Genomic DNA, 21,909 nt, shown 5'->3' with positions numbered 1-21,909 from the left:
GCAAGATGAGCCGGATGTCAAGCCCTGAGGAGATGAGACCGGCATGAAGTAGATTCCGCCGCCTGGTTCATATCCCCGGATCCTGGGAGGGCATCCGTGAGAGGTAGAGGGCTGGTTCTAGGCGCGCTCGGCGCGTCACTCGTGTTCGCGGCGCCCGCGTTCGGCGCGCAGAAGAACGTCGAGTTGGTGAAGCAGATCACCGAGGCCAAGAACGCCACGGCGATCAACTTCCTCGAGTACCGCGACGGCTGGCGTGGGAAGCGCACCGTCATGCTCGTAACGGGTCGGTTCGGTCTGAAGTCCTACGACATCGGCAACCCGGCCAAGCCGCAGCTGCTCGACGAGCTGTCGGCGGAGCGGCTCAAGCTCGAGGGCGACCCGGACGTCGACTTCGGGCCGCCGGACACGTCGGCGCCACGGTCGACGTTCTGGCAGAACGAGGACATGGACGTCGACCAGGACCGCAAGCTGGTCCTGCTGTCGCGCGACCCGCGGGCCTACGCCGGCTCGACCACGCGCGAGCCGGGCGAGCCGGACCCGAACGGCGCGACCAACATCGCCGGCGTCTACATCGTCGACGCGAAGGACCCGGAGGCGCTGCGCCTGCTCGCCTTCCAGCCGCTGCCGACCGGCCACACGACGACCTGCGTGAACGGCTGCCGGGCGCTGTGGACCGGCGGTCCCGCCTCGACCACGCGTCAGCAGACCGAGCTGGGCTGGACCGGCGGCCGCCCGATCATCGTCACCGACCTGAGCGATCCGCGGCGTCCGCGGGCGTTCCCGATGCAGCCCGTGGACCTGTTCCGGCGCGACGGCGTGACCGCCTACTCGCACGACGTCCAGGTCGACGACGCCGGCATCGCCTGGGTCTCGGGCGACGGCGGCACGCGCGGCTACTACACCGACGGCGTCCACTACGACCCGCTCGAGCGGCGCCACCGCCACGCGACCGCGCTCAAGCCGGTGCCGTACGGCGGCGGCGGCATCGGGCCGGAGCACACGAACGACTCCAACGGCGGCTTCATGCACAACGCGTGGCGCCCGATCGGCAAGGACGCGCCGCGCGGCGACGACCGCTACCGCAAGGGTGAGCTGCTGCTGATGACCGAGGAGGACTTCGGCCCGGCGCCCGAGGCGTGCAGCAAGCAGGGCAAGTTCACGATCGCGTCGATCAAGGGCAGTCTGAACGGGGAGGCGTGGAAGTCGACGCCGACCACCAAGTTCCGGATGCCGGTCGTCGGCTCGTGGTCGCCGTACGGGCAGGAGGGCTCACGGCTCGAGGGCCAGTACGCGCCGCTGGCGAACTTCTGCTCGGCGCACTACTTCGACGTGGACGGCAGCACGGTCACCTACGCCTGGTACGGCGAGGGCACGCGGCTGCTGGACATCTCGGACCCGGCCAACCCGCGGCAGTTCGCGTACTGGCGGCCCGACGACGGCATCGTCTGGGCCTCCTACCTGCGCGACGGCTACATCTACACCGCCGACCGCACCCGCGGCGTCGACATCCTGCGGCTGACCGGCGGCGCGAAGGCCGCCCGAGCGGCCAAGCAGGACCTCGTGGCGCCGTCACCCTCGGCCAAGCAGCGAGCGTTCATCGCCGCCCAGGCCTCGGACCTGATCGCGGACCCGGACACGTTCGGGCTCTGCTTCCTGCCGTCGACCTAGGAGCGCGCTGCTAGACCTCTGGATCATGAGCGGCCCCTTGACGCGCCCGGTCGAACACGACGGTGTGGACGACGAAGTCGCGATCGAGGAGCCGCTCGAGATCCGCGTCGACGGCGCGCCGCTGGCCGTGACGATGCGCACGCCCGGTCACGACGAGGAGCTCGCGCTCGGCTTCCTCTACGGGGAGGGCCTGATCGACGGGCCGCGCGCCGCCGGGCCGACCGAGGACTTCGCGGGCAACATCGTCGAGGTCACCGGACCGCTGACGCGCGACCCGTCCGCGCGCTCCTTCTACACGACGTCCTCGTGCGGTGTCTGCGGCAAGGGCGCGCTGGAGGAGGTCGCGATCCACGCCCCGGAGCTCCCGCCCGGGCCGACGATCCCGCGCGCGTTGCTCGCGGACCTGCCGGAGCGCCTGCACCAGCCGGGCTTCGAGCGCACGGGCGGCCTGCACGCGACCGGCCGCTTCACGCCGGACGGCGAGCTGCTGTGCGTGCGCGAGGACGTCGGCCGCCACAACGCGATGGACAAGGTGATCGGCCGCGCGCTGCTCGACGGCGCGCTGCCGCTGCACGGCGACGTGCTGTGCGTCAGCGGCCGGCTCTCGTTCGAGCTCGTCCAGAAGGCCGCGGTCGCGGGAGCGCCGATCCTCGTCGGGGTCGGCGCGCCCACGTCGCTGGCGGTCTCCCTCGCGCAGGACCGCGGGTTGACGCTCGCGGGGTTCGCCCGGCGTGGCGGCGTGAACGTCTACACGCGGCCCGACCGGATCACTTAGGGGCGTAGCGGTGGTGCAGGTTCAGCGGGTTCCCGTCGGGGTCGGCGAAGAACGACTGGTGGCAGACGCCTGAGTCGAGGATCTCGCCGCGGAACTGCACGCCGGCGTCCTCCAGCCGTTTGCGCGCGGCGGCCACGTCGTCGACCTGCAGGGCGATCATCGTGCTGCTCGGCGACCACTCGAAGCCGAACGCGTCCGGCTGCATGACCGCGAGCGTCAGGTTCCCCGCCTGGAACTCGCTGCCGGGCATGTTGCCCCACTGCTTGACGAACGGGAGGCCCAGCGTCTCGCCGTAGAACTTGACGGCGGCGTCGTGGTCCTTGGTCATGATGGCGACGAAGTCGACGCCGGTGATGTCGGTCATGCCGCATATGACTGCACATCCGCGCCGGATTCATCGCTCAGGGGTGCACGAGCTCCACGCGGTCGCGCCGGGTGACCAGCTCCCAGACCGCCTCGGCCAGGTCGGCCGGCTGCACGACGGGGAAGTCGGCGCCGCCGAGGTCGAGGTCGCCGCTGGTCAAGGCGGCGTGCGCGGCGCTGCCGGCGATCATCGCCTGGATGGCGATCGTGCCGACGTAGACGCCGGCGTCGGCCAGCTCGCCGTTGAGGCTGTGCAGGTAGTTGCGGGTGGCGGCCATCGGGACGCCCGGGCCGCTCATCCCAGGGTGCGGGTGGACGGCGCTGGCCCCGTGCCCGACGACGATCGCGCCGCTGCCGCGGTCGACCAGCTCCGGCACGACGGCGTTGATGAGCTCGATCGGCGTGAAGACGAGAAGCTCGACCAGCGGCCGGATGTCGGCCGCGCGCAGGTCGCGGGCGGCGATGAACGCCCCCTCGGGCACGGGGGCGTAGTAGAGCGCGTCGATCCGGCCGAAGCGCGCGTGGATCGCCTCCAAGGTGACCAGCGCCGCCGCCTGGTCGGTCAGGTCGACGCTGAAGGGCGCGGCTTCGATGCCCTCCTCCGCGAGCTCGGCCGCCAGCGCTTCCAGCGGCGCGAGGCGGCGCGCGACGAGCGCGACGCGGTAGCCCTCCCGCCCGAAGCGGCGGGCGACGGACGCGCCGAGGCCAGGCCCCGCGCCGAACACGGCAATAACTTGAGACATGCCTCAACTTGTAGCAGGAACTTGAGGCTATCCTCAACTTGTCGTGCGAGCCGATGCCCAACGCAACCTCGACCGCCTCAAGGCCGCGGCGCTCGACGTGTTCCGCGAACGGGGGCTCGACTCACCGCTGGAGGAGATCGCGAAGCGCGCCGGCGTGAGCGTCGGCACGCTCTACAACCGCTTCGACTCCCGGGAGGGGTTGATCGACGCGGTCGTCCCGGAGCTGCTGGTGACGAACCTCGCGCAGGTCCGCCAGGACGCCGACGGCGCCGACGACGCGTGGACGCGCGCCGAGCGCTACCTGCACGGGCTGCTCGAGATGCAGATCGCGAACCCCGCGCTGAGCGACGCGATCGCGCGTGCCCACCCCGGCTCGCCCGAGGTGATCGCGCTCTGCGACGCCGCGGTCGACGAGTGCTCCCGCCTGCTCGACGCGGCTCGCGCCGGCGGCCCGGAGTTCGGGCGCGACGACGTCGGCGCGTGGCTGCTCGCCAACGCCGCGCTGATCAAGGGCGGCGGCGCCGATGCCGCCCGGCGCATGCTCGCGGTCCTGCTGGCCGGGCTACGCGCGCCGTAGGAACGCCGGCGGCACGGCATCGACCAGCCAGACGCCGTTCGTGGAGACGAAGAACGCGTGGCCGGCGCGGGCCATCTCGCCCGCGGCGACGCTGAGGACGACGGGCCGGCCGTGGCGCATGCCGACGCGCCGCGCGGTCTCGGCGTCCGCGGACAGGTGCACGTGGTGGCGTCCGCGGCGCTCCAGGCCGGTCGCGAGGATCGAGTCGACCGAGCCCGCGCCGGTGCCGTGGTAGAGCTGCTCCGGGGGTGCGGTCGGCTCGAGCTGCAGGTCGACCGCGACGCTGTGCCCCTGGTTCGCGCGGATGCGCTCACCGGTCTCGTCGAACGCGAACCGCTGCTTCTCGCTCTTGGCGACGACCTCGTCGAGCTCCGCGCGGGTGACCGCGAACCGGTGGGCCCCGCACGCCCTGAGCAGCTCGTCGACCCCGACCCAGCCGCCGGGGGCGAGGGTCAGGCCGAGCCGCTCAGGATCGTGCCGCAGATGCTTGGACAGGTACTTGGAGACCTTGACGCGGCGCCGGTCGTCCATCAGCGGAAGCGACGCAGGCGCAGCGCGTTGGCGACGACGCTGACGCTCGAGAACGCCATCGCCGCCCCGGCGATCACCGGGTTCAGAAGGCCGACCGCCGCGAGCGGGATCGCCGCGACGTTGTAGCCGAACGCCCAGGCCAGGTTCTGCTTGATCGTGCGCAGGGTCGCGCGGGACAGGCGGATCGCGTCGGGCGCGGCGCGCAGGTCGCCGGACACGAGCGTGAGGTCGGACGCCTCGATCGCCACGTCGGTGCCGGTGCCGATCGCCAGGCCGAGGTCGGCCTGGGCCAGCGCGGGCGCGTCGTTGACGCCGTCGCCGACCATCGCCACCACACGGCCCTCGTCCTGCAGGCGCTTGACCACGTCGGCCTTGTCGGCCGGCATGACGTCGGCGATCACCTCGTCGATCCCGACCTCGGCGGCGACGGCGCGCGCGGTCGCCTCGTTGTCACCGGTCAGGAGCACGGGCCGCAGCCCGAGCGCCCGCAGCCGGTCGACCGCCTCGCGCGACGTCGGCTTGACCGTGTCCGCGACCGTGAAGACCGCGACGGGACGCCCGTCGACGGCGCCGACGACGGCGGTCCGGCCGGCGGCCGTGGCGTCGGCGAGCGCGTCCGCGAGGGGACCGGCGGGGACCGGCGCGGCGAACATGGTCGGCCGCCCCGCGGCGACGGCGCGCCCCTCGACGACGCCCTCGACACCGAGGCCCTCGCGGTTGGAGAAGGCCACGATCGGCGCGTCCGACCGTGCGGCGTCCGCGATCGCGCGGCCCACCGGGTGCTCGGACGCGCTCTCGAGCGCGCCGATCAGGCGCAGCGCCTCGTCACGGGACACGCCGTCGACGGCGACGTCGACGAGGGTCATCCGGCCCGTCGTGACCGTGCCGGTCTTGTCGAGCACGATCGTGTCGACGCGCCGCGTGGACTCGAGGACCTCCGGGCCCTTGATGAGCAGGCCGAGCTGGGCGCCCCGGCCCGTGCCGACCATCAGGGCGACCGGGGTCGCCAGGCCGAGGGCGCACGGGCAGGCGATGATCAGGACGGCGACCGCGGCGGTGAACGCGAACGTCGCGCTCTCGCCGGTGCCGAGCCAGAAGCCGAGGGTGGCGACTGCGAGCGCGATCACGATCGGGACGAACACGCCCGCGACGCGGTCCGCGAGCCGCTGGACCGGCGCCTTGCCCGACTGCGCGTCGGTGACGAGCCGGGCGATCTGCGCCAGCGCGGTGTCCGCGCCGACCTTCGACGCGCGCACGACCAGCCGGCCGCCGGCGTTGACGGTCGCGCCGACGACGTCGTCGCCCGGCCCCACCTCGACCGGCACGGACTCGCCCGTGAGCAGCGACAGGTCGACGGCCGAGTGCCCCTCGACCACGACGCCGTCGGTGGCGATCTTCTCACCCGGGCGGACGAGGAAGTCGTCGCCGATCTGCAGCGCCTCGACCGGCACGACGCGGCCGTCGGCCAGCGTGACCTCCTTGGCGCCGAGCTCGAGCAGCGCCTTCAGCGCCGAGCCGGCACGGCGCTTCGCACGCGCCTCGAAGTAGCGGCCGGCGAGGATGAAGGTCGTCACGACGGCGGCGGTCTCGAGGTAGATGTGGTCGGCGCCCTCGCCCTGCTCGGGAATCAGGTCGAAGCTCATCCGCATCCCGGCCATGCCGGCCTCGCCGAGCACGAGCGCGTACAGCGACCACAGCCAGGCGGCGAGCGTGCCGACGCTGATCAGCGTGTCCATCGTCGCGGTGCCGTGGCGCAGGTTCAGCCATGCCGCGCGGTGGAACGGCCAGGCCCCCCACAGCACGACCGGCGAGGCCGCGGTCAGCGCCAGCCACTGCCAGTTGTCGAACTGCAGCGCCGGGATCATCGACACCAGCAGCACGGGCAACGACAGGACCGCGCTGAGGATCAGCCGCTGCCGCAGCGGCGCGAGCTCGTCCACCTCGTCGGAGGTCGCCGGCTCGTCGGCCGGCAGCACCGCGTGGTACCCCGCCGCCTCGACGGCGCCCACGAGCGCCTCGGGCGCCACGGCGTCCGCGTCGTAGGACACGGTCGCCTTCTCGGTGGCGTAGTTGACCGACGCGCTGACGCCCTCGAGCTTGTTCAGCTTGCGTTCGATCCGATTCGCGCACGACGCGCACGTCATGCCGGTGATGGGCAGCTCGATCGTGCTCATCGCGTGAACTCCGCCGTGTGGACGCGGCCTTCGTGCTTGAACTGCAGGTACAGGTGATAGCGCTTCTCCGGCTCCAGGTCGGCCTCGAAGGCAACGCCATCGTCGTTCGGATGCACGTGGAGGAAGGCGAGGTCGCCCTCGCGCAGCGCGACCAGGTGCCCGCCGGCGCCCAGGTAGGGCTCCGTCTCGACCGCCTGGCCGTCCCGGGTGATGTCGAACGCCAGCGCTTCGCCGTCCGCCCGCATGCGGACCTCATACCCGTCGGTGGTATCGACCACGGACGGCGCCGGGAAGTCGCGGTAGGTCGCCGCGCCGTCCACCGTCAGGTCCGCGGCGAGCGTGTACGCCGTCCCGTCGTGCTTGAAGTCCGCGAACACGCGGTAGGCGCCCGGGTCGCTCACGGTGAGCGGCGTCCGCCACGCGCCGTCGGCGCCCAGCTCGGGGTGCAGGTGTTGGAAGCCCGTTCCGTCGCGGCGCACCACGATCACGTGCATCCGCTTCTCGTGCTCGACCTCGAAGTCCCGCACCGGGGCACCGTCCTCGACGACCGAGAACACGAGCTCCGGCGACGTCTGCGCGACCGCCAGCGACAGACCGTCCTCGGCGATCGAGAGACCGCGGATGGGGTCGACCGCCTCGCCGTGTTCACCCATACCGGGTTGGGGTATCGCGGGGGCCTGCCGATCCGGCCCGATCACGTCACCGGCCGCGACCGCCACGCCGAACACGAGCAGCAGCAGCGCGGCGAACCCCGCCAGCTTCACCGGAGCGCTCATGCCGGCTCCGCGTCGTACCCGGCCTCGTCGATCGCCGCGACGACCGCGGCTCCGTCGACCCCGGCTCCATCCACGCGCACGAGCTTGGTCTCTAGGTCGACGTCGACCGAACGCACACCCGGCACGCGTCCGACCTCGCCGCTCACCGCGACGACGCAGTGGTTGCAGGACATGGCGTCGACGCGGTAGGTGAGTGTCTCGGTCATACCTCCAGCATACCACCCGGGGGTATCAGAAGCGCAGTGCGGCTGCCCACACTCATCGCCGCAGCAGCGCCCGCGCCCCCATCGCCGCACCGAGGAGCAGCGTCAGCGGCAACGGCAGGCAGCACCCGGTGACGGTCACGCGTGAGCCTCGCCGCGTGCGTCCGGAGTAGTACGGGAAAGGGCCGTAGAAGCCGCCCCGTCCGCGCGACGCCCGTCCACGCCGCCGACTGCGTCCACCGAAGATCAGTCCCATGAGCCAGCGGCGCTACCCCACCGCGCAAGCGCCCGAAACGGCTGCGGCCCGATGCGTGACCGTCGGTCAATCGGCGGTGGCGACGACCCGCATGGCGTGGGCGAGCGTGCCGCCGAAGACGTGCAGCTTGTCGCCGAACCGCACCGTGAGCGGACCGTCGAACGGCTGGCGCTCGAGCACCTCGAGCGGGTCGCCCAGCTTGACGCCGCGCTCGTCGAGGTAGCGCAGCATCGCGGGATCGGAGTCGGATACGCGGACGAACGTGCCGCAGTCTCCCGGCTCGAGCTCGGACAGCCGCCGCGAGTCCTCCTCGACGATCTCCAGCTCCGCGGTCGGGATCGGGTCGCCGTGCGGATCGTGCGTCGGGTGCCCCAGCTTGGCCGCGATGCGCGCCTCCAGGTACTCCGACAGCACGTGCTCGAGCGCCTCCGCCTCCTCGTGCACGCGGTCCCACGGCACCCCGAGGTGCTCGGCCAGGTAGGTCTCGAGCAGCCGGTGGTGGCGCATGATCTCCAGCGCCACGCGCTCGCCGTCCGGCGTCAGGGCCACGCCCTTGTACCGCACGTGGCGCACCAGCCCGCGCTCGTCGAGCTTCTTGACCATCGCGGAGACCGACGCGGGGGTCACCCCGAGCCGTTCGGCCAACGCGTTGGTGGTCGCGGTGCCGTCCCCCTGGCGGGCCAGGGAGTAGATCGCCTTCGCGTAGTCCTCGATCGCCTCTGACGGCCGGGCCATGCCCCCTAGGTTACGGTTCAACTCATGCTCGCGAGCGTCCTCCTCGCCTCGGCCTCGATCTTCCACGGCACGCCCGCCGAGCTGCCGGCGTTCGTGTCGCTCAGCCAGGGCGGCCACTTCTGCGGTGGGAGCCTCGTCGCCCCCGACCGCGTGCTCACCGCCGCCCACTGCGTCCAGGGCTCCGGCCCGCGCGCGTTCGACGTGATCGTCGGCGGCCGTGCGCGCGCCGTGAAGGGCATCTACTTCTCGCCGAAGTACCGGATCATCCCCAGCCCGGTGGCGCCGGAGGTCGAGAGCGCGTCGGCCGCCGTGCGCGACGTCGCCGTGATCGTCCTGCGCGCGCCGGTGACCGACGTCGCGCCACTGCCGATCGCGACGACCCCGCCCGCCGACGGCGAGCCGACGACCACGATCGGACGCGGCATCACCGGCCCGGCCGGCGACGTGACGCGGGCCCCGCGCGCGGCGCGCCAGCAGGTGCTGCCCGCGGCGAGCTGCAAGGACCTCTACCGGCAGCTGCTGCACCCGACCTTCCACCTGTGCACGCAGGACCCGACGTCGACCGCCTCGCAGGCCTGCCCCGGCGACAGCGGCAGTCCGGTGCTGGTCAGCCGCGACGGTGCCCTGCAGGTCGTCGGCGTCGTCAGCTGGGGCGGCGAGACCCAGGAGCGTGCGTGCGGCGAAGGCCCGGCCGACGTCAGCGAGCGCGTCCTGCCGCACCTCGCGCTGGTCACCGGCCCACTCCCGGCACGCACCGCGCCCTACCCCACCCGCGCCGTCCGGATGACGAGCAAGGGCTGCGACCGCGGCCGCTGGCGTCCGGCCGGCACCAAGCTGCGCGTGCGCTCGGCCCGCCGCGACGGGCGGCGCATCTGCATAGTTACGGCGCGCACCTCAGGCGGCTGGGCGGAGCTGGCGTCTCAGAGCGCGCGATGAAGGCGCACGCGGCCGCCGCCGACCGCCTTCGCCGAGTACATGGCGCGGTCGGCCGCGGCGAGCGCCTCGGCGGGCACGTCGCCGGCCTCCACGAGTGAGATCCCGATCGATGCGGTGACCCCGCGCTCGACGCCGTCGAACACGAAGCGCTGCTCGGCGACGATCGCGGTCAGGTCCGAGCCGACGCGCGCGGCCTCCTCGATCGTGCAACGCGGGAGGAGGACGGCGAACTCGTCGCCGCCGAGCCGCGCGAGCACGTCGTCGCGCCGCAGCCGGCGGGCGATCGCGGCCGCGATCACGCGCAGCAGCTCGTCCCCGGCCTCGTGGCCGTGCGCGTCGTTGACGTCCTTGAAGCCGTCCAGGTCGAGCATCAGCAGCGCGCCGACGGGCGACCGCTCGAGCTCGACGTGGAACGCGCGCCGGTTGAGCGTGTCGGTCAGCGGGTCACGCGAGGCCAGTCGGCGCAGCTCGGTGATGTCCTGGAACTGGCCGAGCCAGCAGACGGGCCGCCCGTGGGCGTCGCGTACGAAGGTGAGGTTCGCCAGCACCCAGACGTGCTCGCCGTCGGGACGCACGTAGCGCTTCTCGCAGTGGAAGTTGTGCATCTCGCCGCGCAGGATCCGCCACGCCGCGTCGACGTCCGCCTGGCGGTCGTCGGGGTGGGTGAACTCCTGGTCGCGGCGGCCGAGGATCTCCGGGTCCGGACGGGCGAGCAGCGTGCCCATCGCCCCGTTGATGCGGACGAACTCGCCGTCGGTGTTGAACAGCGCCATCCCCACCGCGGCGTGGTCGAAGGCGAAGTCGAGCGCCCCGTGGGCGAAGCGCTGCAGCTCGCGGAAGATGCACAGCAGCGCGCCGTCCTCGAGCGCGCGCACGCTGGCGTCGATCGCGAACGGCGTGCCGTCGTCGCGGACGCCCTCGAGCGGGACCTGCGGCAGGTGCTCGCCGAGCGCGAGCTCGGCGACGGCGGCACCGAGCACGTGCGCGTCGCGCACGAGCTGGTCGAGGCCGAGCCCGACCGGGTCGCGCCGGAACATGTCCTGCGCGGGCGGGCTCGCCACGAGCACTTCCCGGGCGGCGGAGAGGATCACCGCCGCCTCGGGCAGCAGCGCCAGGGGCACCGACGACGATGGGGACACGTTGGACATGCAGCGTTCCGAGTCATCGACGTTTTCACGCTGACCTTGAGCTGGGTAGCCTCGCTTGATGTTCCGGACCGTACGCCGTTTGCCGCTCTTCAAGGTCATTGCCGTGCTCCAGCTGGCGCTGCTGGCGCGTCGTCACCTTGGCGCGCTCACACCCGCCGATCGCCGGCGGGCCGCGCACCTCATCCGCCGCTCGCGCAACCTGACGCCGGCCGAGCGCCATGAGCTGATCGACATCGCGTCCAAGCTCGAGCCGCGGGCGTTCGCCGGGGCGATGGCCGACAAGCTGTCGCCCGTGCCGCTCCCGGGCCGGGTTACCGGACGCGGATCGCGGTCGAAGACTTCGCGGTCGCGCTGAGCGAGACCGACAGCGTGTAGGCGCCGCGCTTGAGCGTCGCGCCGGTCGGCAGCTTGCGCGTGAGCGTGTACTGGTTGCCGCCGCGGTGCGCGCGCTTGGTCCAGCTCGCCACCGGCTTGGCCTTGCCCTTGGCGTGAACGGCGAAGCGGACCGTGGCCGAGCGGGTGAGCTTGAAGGACACGCGGAGCTTGCCCTTGGCGCCCTTGAGCGAGCCGCCGACGTTGACGTCGACCAGGCGCGGCGCGGCCGGCGGCGCGGGGGTCGGCTCGGGCGTGGCGGCGGGTGCCGGCACCTCCGGCGTCGCGACGGGCGGCTGCGGCGCGACCGGCGCGACCGGCGCCTCGGGCGTGGGCTCCGGCGTCGGCGTGCTGGTCGGCGCCGGCTCCACCGGCAACGTGCCGGCGACCGCCGCGACCGCGGCGGCCGTGTCGAGCCGGCCGCCCGTGACGGTCGTGCCGGCCAGCGCGGGGGTGACGGTGGCCGAGGACGTGAGCGCCCACTTGAGCTGGGCGGCGGTGATGCCGGGCCGGGCGGCGAGCACCAGCGCGGCGGCACCGGCGACGTGCGGCGACGCCATCGACGTGCCCTGCGTGGTCGCGTAGGCGTTGGCGGTGGTGTTCCAGGTCGAGGCGATGTCGACACCCGGGGCGGACAGGTCGACCGTGGTCGCGCCGTAGTTCGAGAAGCTCGCGCGGGCGCCGCTGCGGTCGTGGGCGGCGACGCAGAGGATGTTCGCCTGCGGCAGGGCGCAGGGATAGCTGGCGACGGCGGGATCGTCGTTGTTGCGGTTGGCGTTGCCGGCCGCGACGACGTACAGCGTGTCCGGGTGCGCGGCGACGACCCGCTCGAGGACGTTCGCGTAGCCCCCGCCGAGCGACGCGTTGACGACCGGCAGGCCGATGGCGCCCGCGTAGTCGAGCGCCGACGCGATCGTGCTCATGTAGCCGTTGCCGCTGTTGTCGAGCGCGCGCAGCGGCACGACCTTGGCGCCCGGGGCGACGCCCGTCACGCCGCGGCCGTTGTCGGCGAGCGCCGCGATCGTGCCGGTCACGTGGGTGCCGTGGCCGTTGCCGTCCTGCGGCGTGTTGTCGCCGGCGACGAAGTCCCAGCCCTGGTAGTCGTCGACGAAGCCGTTGCCGTCGTCGTCGAGGCCGTTGGCCTCGCGGCCGGCGCCACGCTCGCCCGGGTTGCCGGTGAGCTGGCCGGCGAGGTCCAGGTGGTCGGCGCGCACGCCGGTGTCGACGACGCCGACGCTCACGCCCGCACCGGTCGTGGTCGTCCACGCGGCGGGCACGGTCGCGTCGGGAAGGCCCCAGAGCGAGAGGAAGAAGGGGTCGCTGGGCGCGTCGAGGCCGTCGACCGTCACGCGCACGTCGCGCTCGGCGAGCACGACGTCGTCGTCGGCCCGCAGCTCGGCGACCGCGTCGGCGACGTCGCCGCCACGCGGCTTGACCAGCTCGGCGCCCTCGATCGGCAGCGGCTTGACGACGCGCACGCCGGCGTCCTCGCGGATGTCGCGGGCGCTCGTGCCGGGCTCGCGGATCACGATGATGTCGCCTTCACCCGCCTGGGCCCCGGCAGGGGCGGCCAGCAGCAGGACGGCGACTAAGGCTCCGACGCGACGCATCACTCTCCTATCGGCTGCCCGTCCCACCGACTTGAGGAGTGTGTTTGAGCACACATACCGGCATATAAATTTATAGGTCGGTAACCATATGGGGATGAGCACCGCCGAGACCCTGCGCGCCCTGCTCGACGGCCCCTACCCCGAGACCCGCGAGCGGGTCCGGTGGTGGCTGTCGCGGCCGGGCAACGAACCCGCCGACGACCTGCCGCTCGAGGAGCACCGCGCCCGCGTGCTCGAGTGGGTCAAGGAGCTCGCCTCCGAGGGCGACACGGCCATCGGATATCCCGTCGAGTACGGCGGCAAGGACTCGCCGGGCGCCGGCGTGACCGCGTTCGAGACGCTCGCGATGGGCGACCTGTCGCTGTTGGTCAAGTGCGGCGTGCAGTTCGGCCTGTTCGGCGGCGCGATCCTGCACCTGGGCACCGCGAAGCACCACGCCCGCTACCTGCACGACGTCGGCTCGATGGCGCTCCCGGGGTGCTACGCGATGACCGAGACCGGGCACGGCTCGAACGTGCAGGCGCTGCGCACGACGGCCACCTACGACCCGGAGACGCAGGAGTTCGTCGTCCACACCCCGGACGACGACGCCCGCAAGGACTACATCGGCAACGCCGCCCGCGACGGGCGGATGGCCGTCGTCTTCGCGCAGCTGATCACCGGCGGCGAGAGCCGCGGCGTGCACGCGCTGCTCGTCCCGATCCGCACCGAGGAAGGCGAGGTGTGCGACGGCGTCCGGATCGAGGACTGCGGCGCCAAGCTCGGCCTTAACGGCGTCGACAACGGCCGCATCTGGTTCGACCACGTGCGGATCCCGCGCGAGAACCTGCTCGACAAGCTCGCCCAGGTCCACGCCGACGGCACCTACGTCAGTCCGATCGAGAACCCGACGCGGCGCTTCTTCACGATGCTCGGCACGCTGATCCAGGGTCGCGTGAGCGTCGGCGGGGCGTCGATCAGCGCGTCGAAGGTGGCGCTCACGATCGCCGTCCGCCGCGCGCTCGAGCGGCGCCAGTTCGGCGAGCCGGGCGCCGAGCAGGAAGCGCTGCTGATGGACTACCGCACGCACCAGCGCCGGCTGCTGCTCCCGCTGGCGAAGACGTACGCGCTGTCGTTCACGCAGAACCGCCTCGTGCGCGACGTGCACGACGTGTTCACGGACGAGGGCGCGCCCGAGCGCCAGCGGCGTGAGCTGGAGACGCTCGCCGCGGGCACCAAGGCCATCGCCACCTGGCACGCGACGGACACGATCCAGGCTTGCCGCGAGGCGTGCGGCGGGGCGGGCTACCTGCGCTCCAGCCGCTTCGCGTCGTTGAAGGCGGACACCGACGTGTTCACGACCTTCGAGGGCGACAACACCGTCCTGCTGCAGCTCACGGCCAAGAACCTGCTGACCGACTACCGGGACTCGTTCAACGACCTGAACCCGATCGGCATGGTGCAGTTCGTGGCCGGCCAGGCGCTCAGCGTGCTGACCGAGCGGACGGCGCTGCGCAAGGTGGCCGACACCGTCCTCCCGGGTCGCGACGACGACGCCGACCTGCTCGCCCACAAGACGCAGCTGGACCTGTTCCGCTGGCGGCACGAGCACCTGCTCACCGCCGCGGCGCGGCGGCTGAAGGGCGGCATCGACAACGGCAAGGACCCGTTCGCCGTGCTCGTGGACACGCAGGACCACGTGCTCGAGGTCGGGCGCTCGTGGGTGGACCTGGTGATCCTCGAGTCGTTCGCCGAGGCGGCCAAGGGCAACGAGCTGCTGTCGAAGCTGTGCACGCTCTACGCGCTGTCGGTGCTGGAAGCCGAACGCGGCTACTACCAGGAGCACGGCCGGCTGTCGGCCGCCCGCTCGAAGGCCGTGGTCAAGGCGGTCAACACGCTGTGCGGCGAGCTGCGCCCGCACGTGCGTGAGCTCGTGGACGCGTTCGGCGTGCCGGAGACGGCGCTCGGCGACGCCCGCGTGGTCGCGGACGAGCAGGAGCGGGTGCCCGCGTGAGAACGCGTCTGCCCCGCGCCGAGCGGGAGCAGCAGACGCTGGACACGGCCCGTGCGCTGTTCGCCGCGCACGGGTACGCGGCCGTGACGATGGACCAGGTCGCGGCCGCGGTCGGCGTCACCAAGCCGCTGCTCTACAACTACTTCGGCAACAAGGAACAGCTGTTCCTCGCCTGCATGAAGCCCGCCGCCGACGCGCTGACCGAGCACGTCGTGAGCGCGGTGAGCGCCGCCGCCACGGCGCCGGACGCGCTCCGCGACGGCATCCACGCGTTCTTCTCGTTCCTGGACGGCGACAAGGACGCGTGGCGGATGCTGCACGACGACTCGCTGCCGTCGGGCGGCGAGATCGCCGTGCGCGTGCGGGCGTACCGCGACGACATGGAGGCGATGGTCACCGCCGCGCTGTCGGAGCGCACCGAGTCACGCGCCGTCGAGCCGCTGTCGGTGGCCATCTTCGGCGCGGCCGAGGCCTTGGGACGCTGGTGGCTGCGCACCGGCGCCATGTCCGCGGACCGCACCGCGGAGCTGTTGATCCGCACGATCGAACCCGGATTGAGGACACGATGAACACACGTCGGGTCGCCATTGTGGGCGGCAACCGGATCCCGTTCGCGCGCGCGAACGGGCCCTACGCGCACGCGTCGGACCAGGACATGCTCACCGCCACGCTCGACGGGCTCGTCGAGCGGTTCGGGCTCGAGGGTGAGCGCCTCGACGAGGTGGTCGCCGGCGCCGTGCTCAAGCACGCGCGCGACCGCGACCTCACCCGCGAGGCCGTCCTCGGGTCCAAGCTGGCCCCGGAGACGCCCGCCTACGACATCCAGCGCGCGTGCGGCACCGGCCTGGAGACGGTGATCTCGGTCGCCAACAAGATCGCGCTGGGGCAGATCGACGTCGCGATCGCGGGCGGCGTCGACACCGCCTCCGACGCGCCGATCGCCGTCAACGAGGACCTGCGGCAGGTGCTGCTGGACCTCAACCGCGCGAAGTCGCTGCCGGCGCGGGCACGCACGCTGACGCGGCTGCGGCCCGGCCAGGTCGTGCCCGAGATCCCGCGCAACTCCGAGCCGCGCACCGGCCTGTCGATGGGCGAGCACACGGCGCTGATGGCCAAGGACTGGGGCGTCACGCGCGCCGAGCAGGACGAGCTCGCAGCGCTCTCGCACCAGCGGATGGCGGCGGCCTACGACCGCGGCTTCTTCGACGACCTGCTGACGCCGTACCTCGGCCTCGAGCGCGATCAGAACCTGCGGCCGGACTCGTCGGTGGAGAAGCTGGCGAAGCTCAAGCCCGTGTTCGGCGGCGAGAGCGGCACGATGACGGCCGGCAACTCGACGCCCTTGAGCGACGGTGCGTCCGCCGTCCTGCTGGCCAGCGAGGAGTGGGCCGCCGAGCGCGGGCTGCCGGTGCTGGCGTACTTCGCCGACGCGCAGTCGGCGGCCGTCGACCACGTGCACAAGGGCGAAGGCCTGCTGATGGCGCCCGCCTACGCGCTCCCGCGGCTGCTCGACCGGGCCGGGATCGGCTTCGGCGACGTGGACCTGTTCGAGATCCACGAGGCGTTCGCCGCGCAGGTGGCGGCGACCTTGAAGGCGTGGCGGGACCCGGTGTTCGCGCGCGAGCGGCTCGGGCAGGACAAGCCGCTGGGCGAGATCCCGTCGGAGAAGCTCAACGTCAACGGCGGGTCGCTGGCTGCCGGGCACCCGTTCGCCGCGACCGGCGGGCGGATCGTGGCCTCGCTGGCCAAGGCGCTGGACGAACGCGGCTCTGGCCGTGGCGTGATCTCGATCTGCGCGGCGGGCGGCCAGGGCGTCGTTGCGATCCTGGAGAAGTAGCCGATGGCCGATCTCTACTCGCAGCTGATGCGGATGCCGGTCACCTCGACCGTGGGCAAGAAGATCGGGCTGCCGCAGCCGGTCGAGCTGGCGCGCGGCTCCTCCGACGTCGGCGGGCGCGTGCTGCTCGGCGGCGCGGGCCGCGTGGCCGAGGCGGCCGCGCGCGTGCTGGCGGCGATGGGCGCGGACGCGGCGACCGCGCTGGACGATCCGGTGCGGGAGTCGGCCGCGCGGGCCGGGCTCGACGCGGCGGTGTTCAACCCGCAGGCGCCGGCCGACCAGAAGTTCCGGGCGCTCGTGTTCGACGCCACGGGCATCGAGTCGTCGGCGGACCTCGTGGAGCTGCAGCGGTTCTTCTACCCGACGGTGGCGCGGCTGCAGCGGTCCGGCCGCGTCGTCGTGCTCGGCGGCGGACGGCGGGCGCTGGAGGGGTTCACGCGGTCGTTGGGCAAGGAGGTCGGGCCGCGTGGCGTGACCGTCAACCTCGTCCACGTCGCCGAGGGCGCCGAGGACCAGCTCGCGCCGACGCTGCGCTTCCTGCTCACGCCGCGCTCCGCATACGTGTCCGGGCAGGTGATCCGCGTCGGCGCCGGAGCCGAGCGCGCGGTCGCGGGCCGGACGGCGCTCGTCACGGGCGGGTCACGGGGGATCGGCGCGGCGATCGCGGACGTGCTGGAGCGCGAGGGCGCGTCGGTCGTCCGGCTCGATCTCAAGAACGCCGACATCGAGCTCGACATCACCGCGCCGGACGCGCCGGAGGTGCTCGCGGAGCGCTTCTCCGACGGCCTCGACATCCTCGTCCACAACGCGGGCGTGACCAAGGACCGGACGCTGGCGAAGATGCCCGAGGACCGCTGGCAGTCGCTGATGGAGGTCAACCTGCTCGCGCCCGAGCGGATCACCGACGCGCTGCTGCCGGTGCTGCGCGACGACGGCCGCATCGTCTGCGTGTCCTCGCTCAGCGCGATCGCGGGCAACGCGGGGCAGACGAACTACGCGACGTCCAAGGCGGGGCTGATCGACCTCGTGACGGGGTTGGAGCTCGAGCGCGGGATCACCGTCAACGCGGTCGCGCCCGGCTTCATCGAGACCGCGATGACCGCGGCGATGCCGGTCGGCGTGCGCGAGGTCGGGCGGCGCCTGAACTCGCTGCGCCAGGGCGGGCTGCCGGTCGACGTGGCCGAGACGGTCGCGTGGCTGGCGGGCTCGGGCGTGGACCGCAACGTCGTCCGCGTGTGCGGCCAGTCGCTGCTGGGGGCGTGAGCATGCTGACGACGTTGCGCGCCGCCCTGCCCAGCCGCGGCTCCGGGCTGCCGAAGGAGCGGCTGACGCGCGAGGTGGTGGTGGACGCCGACCACCTCGCCGGCTACGCGCACCTGTGCGGCTTCACGCTGCGCGACGAGCTCCCGCCGACCTACCCGCACGTGCTCGGCTTCCCGCTGCACATGGCGTTGCTCGCCAAGGCGCCGTTCAGCGCTGTGGGCGTGGTCCACATCGCCAACCGGATCGTCCAGCAGCGCCCGCTGCTGCTCGGCGAGCCGTTGACGATCACCGCTTCGGTGCAGGGCTTCGAGCCGCACCGGCGCGGGAAGACGTTCAACTTCGTCACCGAGGCCCGCGTGCGCGACGAGCTCGTCTGGCAGGGCTTCTCGACGAACCTCAAGCGCGGCTCGGGCGACGAGTCGGTGCCCAAGCCGCCGGCGTTCGAGGAGCCGCCCGTCACCGCCCAGTGGCGCGTGGCCGACGACCTCGGCCGCCGCTACGCGTCGGTCTCCGGCGACCACAACCCGATCCACCTGCACCCGGTCAGCGCGCGGCTGCTCGGCTTCCCCCGCGCGATCGCCCACGGCATGTGGACCAAGGCCCGCTGCCTCGCCTCGCTGCGCCTCCCGGACGCGTTCGCGGTCGAGGTGCGCTTCAAGCAGCCGATCCTGCTGCCGTCGAAGGTCACGTTCGGCGAGGCGGAGGACCGGTTCGCCGTCCACGGCCATCTGGAGGGGGAACTCACCCGGATCGCATGAGGTCGGCGCGCCCCGCGCGTGGTCGAGTGTGGCCAGATGAGCGCCGTCGGCGCTCCCCGAGCCACGGAGGCTGACCGTGCTGTTCGCCGCTGACTATCCGTTCATGGAGATCTTCTGGACGATGATCATCTTCTTCGCCTGGGTGGCGTGGATCTGGATGATCGTCGGGATCTTCACCGACATCTTCCGCCGCCACGACGCGTCGGGCTGGACGAAGGCGATCTGGACCGTGTTCATCATCGTCGTCCCCTTCCTCGGCGCGCTCGTCTACCTGATCGCCAACGGCAGCGGCATGGCCGAGCGCGGCGCCGAGCGCTCCCGCCACGCGCAGGAGCAGTTCGCCGGCTACGTCCAGTCCGTCGCCTCCTCCAACGGGTCGGCCACCGAGCTGGCCAAGGCGAAGGAGCTGCTCGACAGCGGGACGATCTCGCAGGACGAGTTCAACACGCTGAAGGCGAAGGTGCTCGCCTGAGCCTCGCTCTTCCGAGCTTCTTATAAAGCCGCGAGCGAGGGCTTAGCGGTTCGCAAGGAAGCGCTCAGCGACCGGGCCGAAGCTGTGGAGCATGAAGCTCCTCAAGCCCTTCGCTCCCCTCGCCGCCGCCGCGGTGATCGGCGGTGGCGCGGGCGCCGTCGCTACCACCGCACTGCACGACGACACCCCCTCCGTCCGGACCATCACCAACACGCGCACCGTCGCCGCCACGCCGTCCGACTCGGCCACCGCGCTGTCCCCGCACGACGTCTACCAGTCCGCCAAGGACTCGGTGGCGTACATCACCACCGGCTCGGGCACGGGCTCGGGCTTCGTCGTGTCCAACGACGGCTACATCGTCACCAACGCGCACGTGATCGAAGGCGCGAACGGCCAGATCAAGGCCAAGATCGGTGACGGCAAGACGCTGGACGCCAAGCTCGTCGGCGAGGACGCCTCGACCGACCTGGCGCTGCTGAAGGTCTCCGCCACTGGCCTCAAGCCGCTTCAGCTCGCCGACTCGAGCACGGTCGAGGTGGGCGACAACGCGTACGCGATCGGCAACCCGTTCGGCCTCGACCGCACGCTGACGGTCGGCGTCGTGAGCGCGCTCCAGCGCGAGATCTCCTCGCCCAACGGCTTCTCGATCGACGACGTCATCCAGACCGACGCGGCGATCAACCCGGGCAACTCGGGCGGCCCGCTGTTCAACGCGGCCGGCCAGGTGATCGGCGTCAACTCGCAGATCGAGTCCACGGGCTCGAGCTCGTCCGGCGGCCAGGCCGGCAACGTCGGCATCGGCTTCGCGATCCCGTCCAACACGGTGAAGACGGTCGTCGAGCAGCTGCGCACCAGCGGCAAGGTCAGCCATGCCTACCTCGGCGTGCAGACCGGTGACGCGAGCGGGGCCGGCGCCCAGGTCGGCGCGGTCACGGCGGGTGGCCCGGCGGCCCAGGGCGGCCTGCAGGCCGGCGACGTCATCACCTCGCTCGGCGGGAAGGCCGTCGACGACAGCTCCGCCTTGTCCTCGCTCGTCGACGAGCACAAGGCCGGCGACTCGGTCGAGGTGAAGATCACCCGGGCGGGCAAGGAGCAGACGCTGACGGTGAAGCTCGGCGAGCGCCCGACGACCACGACGTCCGCGGCTCAGGAGCAGGAGCAGCAGCAGCCTCAGCAGGAGGTGCCCGGCTTCGGCGGCGGTTGGTAGCCCGCTGCCGTGGGAGGAGCGTCGAAGGGCCGGCCTGCGCGCCGGCCCTTCGCGCATCTACGCGGCAATCGCGAGCTGGGCTTCGGCGGCGCCCTCCAGCATGACCCCGGCGACGACGCCGAAGGCCTCGGTCCAGGCCTCGCCGTAGGCGGGCGTCCAGGCCTCGCCGGCGATCTCGGCCATCGCGCCGATCAGCGTGGCGCCGACGACCGCGTAGTGGGCCTCCTCGGCGCCGTACTCGACATGGCGCGCACCGAGCCGGCGCAGCGTCGGGACGGCCGCGTCCAGGTCGCGCAGGCTCCTGCGCAGCAGCACGAGCGCCGCGAGCAGCATCTGGCGCTGGCGGGCCATGTCGGTGTGCGCGAACAGCGGCTGCACCGCCGGGGCGGTCTCGAACAGGCGGGTGTAGAAGAGCTCCACCAGCTCCTCGCCGCGCGGAGCGACGAGGTCGAAGCTCGTTTCGAGGGCGTTCAGATCCATGCCTGCGAGCTTCTTCGAGCGGCCCGAGCGGCGATATGGAGCCAGCACACCGGATGGCTGGCGGACAACCGCCACGGCGAGGGTGCGGAGCGCCGCGCCCCGTGTCGGCGAGGCGCGGCCCCGCCGATGTGAGGAGGAACGGCAGTTGCATGATCCACGACTCCGCGCAGATGTCCAGCGGCCCGACGGTGGACCGCATGAACACGCGATCTCTGGATTTTCGGCCGGTCCGGGCGCTGACTTGGCCGTCCGCGTCCCGTACCGTTCGCGGGCGTGCAGCTGCCGTTCACGTTCCCCTCGCCGCTCGCCACCGACCGGCTCGTCCTGCGCTTCATGGCCACCGACGACGTCGACGACATCCACGCGTACCAGTCGCGCGAGGACGTGTCGCGCTACCTCATGTACCCGCCGCGCGACCGCGCGCAGGTGTCCGAGAAGGTCGCGCAGCACGCGCAGGCGCGCACGCTGAGCGTCGACGGCGACTACTGGCAGATCGCGGTCACGCTCGACGACCGCGTGATCGGCGACGTCTACTTCACGGTCAAGAGCGTCGAGCAGCAGACCGGCGAGATCGGCTGGACGCTGCACCCGGACTTCCACGGCCGCGGCTTCATGACCGAGGCGGCCGGTGCCGTGCTGGGCGTGGGCTTCGACGGCATCGGCCTCCGCCGGATCATCGCCGACCTCGATCCGCGCAACGTCAGCTCGGCCGCGCTCTGCCGGCGCCTGGGCATGCGCCAGGAGGCGCACTTCGTCGAGGACCTGTGGTCCAAGGGCGAGTGGACGGACACCGCGATCTACGCGCTGCTCGCCCGCGAGTGGGCTAGGCGCGGCTGAAGCGGTCGAGCACGGTCGTCACGACCGGCTCGTTGCAGTCCGCGCAGGTGCGGTCCAGCAGCGCCGCCGGGCGGGAGAGCGAGGTGCCGCTCGCGCCACAGGACGGGCAGTGGAACACCGTCTCCACGAAGCCCGCGGCGAGCAGGGACTGGGTCACATCGGCCATCGCCCGGGACGGTAGCGCGCGTGCTGAAG

At 72.4% G+C, this 21,909-nt stretch carries 24 protein-coding genes; 13 read left to right on the top strand and 11 right to left on the bottom strand.

Going from position 1 to position 21,909, the window contains the following annotated elements; all coding sequences use genetic code 11:
* The first annotated feature begins 96 nt into the window (after nt 1-96).
* Nucleotides 97-1,668, top strand: a complete 1,572-nt coding sequence (locus C8N24_RS13825) for an LVIVD repeat-containing protein (RefSeq protein ID WP_147447783.1) — start codon at nt 97-99, stop codon at nt 1,666-1,668.
* 25 nt (nt 1,669-1,693) lie between these two features.
* The gene (gene fdhD / locus C8N24_RS13820; protein ID WP_245971855.1) at nt 1,694-2,443 is read left to right on the top strand and encodes a formate dehydrogenase accessory sulfurtransferase FdhD; all 750 of its coding nucleotides are present in this window, start codon (nt 1,694-1,696) and stop codon (nt 2,441-2,443) included.
* Here the strand turns inward: fdhD and C8N24_RS13815 are convergent.
* Nucleotides 2,436-2,807, bottom strand: a complete 372-nt coding sequence (locus C8N24_RS13815) for a VOC family protein (RefSeq protein ID WP_121250701.1) — start codon at nt 2,805-2,807, stop codon at nt 2,436-2,438. The two genes, fdhD and C8N24_RS13815, sit on opposite strands and share 8 nt — an antisense overlap.
* A 37-nt stretch (nt 2,808-2,844) precedes the next feature.
* Nucleotides 2,845-3,549 carry an SDR family NAD(P)-dependent oxidoreductase gene (locus C8N24_RS13810; RefSeq protein ID WP_121250700.1) on the bottom strand — a complete coding sequence of 235 codons (705 nt, stop codon included), beginning with the start codon at nt 3,547-3,549 and terminating at the stop codon, nt 2,845-2,847.
* A gap of 43 nt (nt 3,550-3,592) precedes the next feature.
* On the opposite strand from C8N24_RS13810, the gene C8N24_RS13805 reads away from it, so the two are divergent.
* On the top strand, nt 3,593-4,126 hold the full coding sequence (locus tag C8N24_RS13805; protein WP_121250699.1) for a TetR/AcrR family transcriptional regulator: 534 nt from the start codon (nt 3,593-3,595) through the stop codon (nt 4,124-4,126).
* Here the strand turns inward: C8N24_RS13805 and C8N24_RS13800 are convergent.
* The 5 genes from C8N24_RS13800 to C8N24_RS13780 form a co-directional block, all read right to left on the bottom strand.
* Entirely contained in the window at nt 4,112-4,657 is a 546-nt protein-coding gene (locus C8N24_RS13800; RefSeq protein WP_121250698.1) for an RNA 2'-phosphotransferase, read from the bottom strand. The two genes, C8N24_RS13805 and C8N24_RS13800, sit on opposite strands and share 15 nt — an antisense overlap.
* Nucleotides 4,657-6,831 (bottom strand): heavy metal translocating P-type ATPase, encoded by a 2,175-nt coding sequence (locus C8N24_RS13795; protein WP_121250697.1) that lies wholly within the window; start codon nt 6,829-6,831, stop codon nt 4,657-4,659. The genes C8N24_RS13800 and C8N24_RS13795 overlap by 1 nt, the downstream gene beginning before the upstream one ends.
* Complete coding sequence (locus C8N24_RS13790) at nt 6,828-7,607, bottom strand: hypothetical protein (protein WP_121250696.1); 780 nt, start codon at nt 7,605-7,607, stop codon at nt 6,828-6,830. Before C8N24_RS13790 ends, C8N24_RS13795 begins: the two co-directional genes overlap by 4 nt.
* A complete protein-coding gene (locus C8N24_RS13785) occupies nt 7,604-7,813 on the bottom strand; it encodes a heavy-metal-associated domain-containing protein (protein WP_121250695.1) in 210 nt (69 codons plus the stop codon). The genes C8N24_RS13790 and C8N24_RS13785 overlap by 4 nt, the downstream gene beginning before the upstream one ends.
* Nucleotides 7,814-8,132: 319 nt before the next feature.
* Nucleotides 8,133-8,801 carry a metal-dependent transcriptional regulator gene (locus tag C8N24_RS13780; protein WP_121250694.1) on the bottom strand — a complete coding sequence of 223 codons (669 nt, stop codon included), beginning with the start codon at nt 8,799-8,801 and terminating at the stop codon, nt 8,133-8,135.
* Nucleotides 8,802-8,825: 24 nt separating this feature from the next.
* On the opposite strand from C8N24_RS13780, the gene C8N24_RS13775 reads away from it, so the two are divergent.
* Nucleotides 8,826-9,737 (top strand): S1 family peptidase, encoded by a 912-nt coding sequence (locus tag C8N24_RS13775; RefSeq protein ID WP_121250693.1) that lies wholly within the window; start codon nt 8,826-8,828, stop codon nt 9,735-9,737.
* Here the strand turns inward: C8N24_RS13775 and C8N24_RS13770 are convergent.
* On the bottom strand, nt 9,722-10,885 hold the full coding sequence (locus tag C8N24_RS13770) for a sensor domain-containing diguanylate cyclase (RefSeq protein WP_170179073.1): 1,164 nt from the start codon (nt 10,883-10,885) through the stop codon (nt 9,722-9,724). The genes C8N24_RS13775 and C8N24_RS13770 overlap by 16 nt on opposite strands.
* Before the next feature lie 58 nt (nt 10,886-10,943).
* Here C8N24_RS13770 and C8N24_RS13765 point away from each other — a divergent pair, with 58 nt between their 5' ends.
* Nucleotides 10,944-11,240 carry a hypothetical protein gene (locus C8N24_RS13765; RefSeq protein WP_170179072.1) on the top strand — a complete coding sequence of 99 codons (297 nt, stop codon included), beginning with the start codon at nt 10,944-10,946 and terminating at the stop codon, nt 11,238-11,240.
* Here C8N24_RS13765 and C8N24_RS13760 read toward each other — a convergent pair.
* Nucleotides 11,197-12,867 (bottom strand): S8 family peptidase, encoded by a 1,671-nt coding sequence (locus C8N24_RS13760; protein WP_121250690.1) that lies wholly within the window; start codon nt 12,865-12,867, stop codon nt 11,197-11,199. The genes C8N24_RS13765 and C8N24_RS13760 overlap by 44 nt on opposite strands.
* 94 nt (nt 12,868-12,961) lie before the next feature.
* Here C8N24_RS13760 and C8N24_RS13755 point away from each other — a divergent pair, with 94 nt between their 5' ends.
* The 7 genes from C8N24_RS13755 (at nt 12,962) to C8N24_RS13725 (ending at nt 20,397) form a co-directional block, all read left to right on the top strand.
* Nucleotides 12,962-14,860 (top strand): acyl-CoA dehydrogenase family protein, encoded by a 1,899-nt coding sequence (locus tag C8N24_RS13755; protein ID WP_121253188.1) that lies wholly within the window; start codon nt 12,962-12,964, stop codon nt 14,858-14,860.
* Nucleotides 14,857-15,429, top strand: coding sequence for a TetR/AcrR family transcriptional regulator (locus C8N24_RS13750; protein WP_121250689.1), 573 nt, complete (start codon nt 14,857-14,859; stop codon nt 15,427-15,429). Before C8N24_RS13755 ends, C8N24_RS13750 begins: the two co-directional genes overlap by 4 nt.
* Nucleotides 15,426-16,697 carry an acetyl-CoA C-acetyltransferase gene (locus C8N24_RS13745; protein ID WP_121250688.1) on the top strand — a complete coding sequence of 424 codons (1,272 nt, stop codon included), beginning with the start codon at nt 15,426-15,428 and terminating at the stop codon, nt 16,695-16,697. The genes C8N24_RS13750 and C8N24_RS13745 overlap by 4 nt, the downstream gene beginning before the upstream one ends.
* Nucleotides 16,698-16,700: 3 nt before the next feature.
* Nucleotides 16,701-17,960, top strand: coding sequence for a 3-oxoacyl-ACP reductase (locus tag C8N24_RS13740; protein ID WP_121250687.1), 1,260 nt, complete (start codon nt 16,701-16,703; stop codon nt 17,958-17,960).
* A gap of 2 nt (nt 17,961-17,962) precedes the next feature.
* A complete protein-coding gene (locus C8N24_RS13735) occupies nt 17,963-18,718 on the top strand; it encodes a MaoC/PaaZ C-terminal domain-containing protein (protein WP_121250686.1) in 756 nt (251 codons plus the stop codon).
* Nucleotides 18,719-18,794: 76 nt separating this feature from the next.
* Nucleotides 18,795-19,190 (top strand): SHOCT domain-containing protein, encoded by a 396-nt coding sequence (locus tag C8N24_RS13730; RefSeq protein ID WP_211339953.1) that lies wholly within the window; start codon nt 18,795-18,797, stop codon nt 19,188-19,190.
* Nucleotides 19,191-19,281: 91 nt separating this feature from the next.
* On the top strand, nt 19,282-20,397 hold the full coding sequence (locus tag C8N24_RS13725) for a S1C family serine protease (protein ID WP_121250685.1): 1,116 nt from the start codon (nt 19,282-19,284) through the stop codon (nt 20,395-20,397).
* Between the two features lie 57 nt (nt 20,398-20,454).
* On the opposite strand, the gene C8N24_RS13720 is transcribed toward C8N24_RS13725, so the two are convergent.
* Complete coding sequence (locus C8N24_RS13720) at nt 20,455-20,877, bottom strand: globin domain-containing protein (RefSeq protein ID WP_121250684.1); 423 nt, start codon at nt 20,875-20,877, stop codon at nt 20,455-20,457.
* Between the two features lie 273 nt (nt 20,878-21,150).
* On the opposite strand from C8N24_RS13720, the gene C8N24_RS13715 reads away from it, so the two are divergent.
* The gene (locus tag C8N24_RS13715; protein WP_211339952.1) at nt 21,151-21,714 is read left to right on the top strand and encodes a GNAT family N-acetyltransferase; all 564 of its coding nucleotides are present in this window, start codon (nt 21,151-21,153) and stop codon (nt 21,712-21,714) included.
* On the opposite strand, the gene C8N24_RS33345 is transcribed toward C8N24_RS13715, so the two are convergent.
* A complete protein-coding gene (locus C8N24_RS33345; RefSeq protein WP_147447781.1) occupies nt 21,701-21,880 on the bottom strand; it encodes a hypothetical protein in 180 nt (59 codons plus the stop codon). The two genes, C8N24_RS13715 and C8N24_RS33345, sit on opposite strands and share 14 nt — an antisense overlap.
* Between the last annotated feature and the right edge of the window lie 29 nt (nt 21,881-21,909).

Origin of the sequence: Solirubrobacter pauli, assembly GCF_003633755.1 — a bacterium.
Classification (GTDB): domain Bacteria; phylum Actinomycetota; class Thermoleophilia; order Solirubrobacterales; family Solirubrobacteraceae; genus Solirubrobacter; species Solirubrobacter pauli.
Note: the sequence above shows the minus strand (reverse complement) of the source record. Positions and strands in the feature narration are given on the sequence as shown.